The 1,762-nt window shown below is 59.0% G+C and carries 1 protein-coding gene and 1 pseudogene; one reads left to right on the top strand and one right to left on the bottom strand.

Annotation, left to right across the window (positions count from 1 at the left end; genetic code table 11):
* Positions 1–466: pseudogene (locus tag NW849_RS14225) on the bottom strand (RNA-guided endonuclease TnpB family protein); the annotation flags it as partial.
* A gap of 194 nt (positions 467–660) precedes the next feature.
* On the opposite strand from NW849_RS14225, the gene cysK reads away from it, so the two are divergent.
* Positions 661–1,617 (top strand): cysteine synthase A, encoded by a 957-nt coding sequence (gene cysK, locus NW849_RS14230; protein ID WP_414358488.1) that lies wholly within the window; start codon positions 661–663, stop codon positions 1,615–1,617.
* Positions 1,618–1,762 lie beyond the last annotated feature (145 nt).

Consider the following 1,762-nt stretch of genomic DNA (forward strand, 5'->3'; position numbering starts at 1 on the left):
TGGAGTAGGAACCGTCTTTGCGCTTGACCAGAGTGGCCGATTTGGGATTGGAGCCTGCCAACTGTTCTCTCTGGTAACGGCCAATCGCCAGCTCAAAGCGCTCTCGACCCTCCACCGTGGTGAGCGACACCGTCCAGTCTTTCTCGCGGAACGAGAAGATACGGGCATCGTAGGTCGCAAAGCCCCCCTTGAACGCCTTGACGGGGCGGTTTTTCTGTCGGGCAACTTTACGGGCACCGGCCATCCGTCTGCAGACCTGTACGGCCAAGTTACTGGACAAGCCGAACCGGGCACGGATTTGGTGGTAGCACAGAGATTGAAGTTTAACGGCGTTGACGACTTTCTCCGGTGTGTTTTGGTTGACCCAGTTCAAGGCGTGGCCGAAAGCCTCCAAGGTCGCATCCAACTTTGCGGCTTGCGACTGAGACACCTTGAGCTTGCAGGAAATGGTCAGGACTTGGGTCATGGTTATATCATCGTAACTCCGCATTCCTCCCGACCCTCGCCCTGTGGACAGAGGGCGGGGCTCCTGCGCTAGTAAGCTGAAAGGGGAGCGCCGGGGAGTTGATTTAAGGGTTAGCATCGCACAAGGCCCCCGAGTGCTCTGGACTTAAGGCCTACGGCCCGCTGTTGCAATTGGTTGCTTCCTTTTTGTTAGCCATGAAAATTGCCGCCAACATCACCCAGCTCATCGGTCGCACCCCGCTGGTGCGGTTGAATCGGATCCCTCAGTCGGAAGGGTGTCTGGCCGAGATTGTGGTGAAGTTGGAGAGCTTTAACCCCGCCGCCTCGGTGAAAGATCGCATTGCCGTCAGCATGATCGAGGCTGCCGAACAAGCTGGCTTGATCACCCCCGGCAAGACCATCTTGGTGGAGCCCACCTCTGGCAATACCGGCATTGGCTTGGCCATGGCCGCTGCTGCCAAGGGTTACCGGCTCATCATCGTCATGCCTGAGAGCATGAGCCTTGAGCGGCGACTGCTGTTGAAAGCCTACGGGGCAGAGGTTTATCTGGCCAGCAGTGCTGGAGGCATGGGGGAAGCCATCTGGAAGGCCGAAGAGATCGTCCGCCGCACTCCCAACGCTTATATGTTGGGCCAGTTCACCAATCCCGCCAACCCCCAGATTCATGCCAGAACCACCGGCCCGGAAATTTGGGAAGATACCGATGGTCAGGTGGACATCCTGGTGGCAGGGGTAGGCACCGGCGGCACCATCACGGGGGCGGGCGAGTTTTTGAAGGGGAAAAACCCGGCCATTCGACTGGTGGCCGTTGAACCCAAGGCCAGTGCTGTCTTGAGTGGTGGCCGGCCCGGCTTTCATCGCATTGAAGGGATCGGAGCGGGATTCGTGCCTGATGTGCTGCGGCGCGACCTGCTGGATGAGGTGATTGCGGTGGAAGATGAAGAGAGCATGGTCTACAGCCGTCGCCTGGCCAAGGAAGAAGGGATCCTCTCCGGCATTTCCACCGGGGCTGCCTTGGCGGGAGCCATCCAGGTGGGGCGGCGACCGGAAAACGCTGGCAAGCGGATTGTAATGATCCAGCCTAGTTTTGGGGAACGCTACCTGAGCACACCTCTTTTTCGCGACTTGGAGCGGGATTCCGATTCGAGATGACGATGATGCTGAGACTGCTGCCCTACAGGTCGCCCTGGCCCAGAGGGCGAGCTAGCATGGGTGAGAGTGACGTGGCGGAACGGCAGACGCGCTAGACTTAGGATCTAGTGCCGCAAGGCGTAAGGGTTCAAGTCCCTTCGTCCGC

It is taken from the genome of Synechococcus sp. R55.3, from assembly GCF_047461975.1.
Taxonomy (GTDB): Bacteria; Cyanobacteriota; Cyanobacteriia; order Thermostichales; family Thermostichaceae; genus Thermostichus.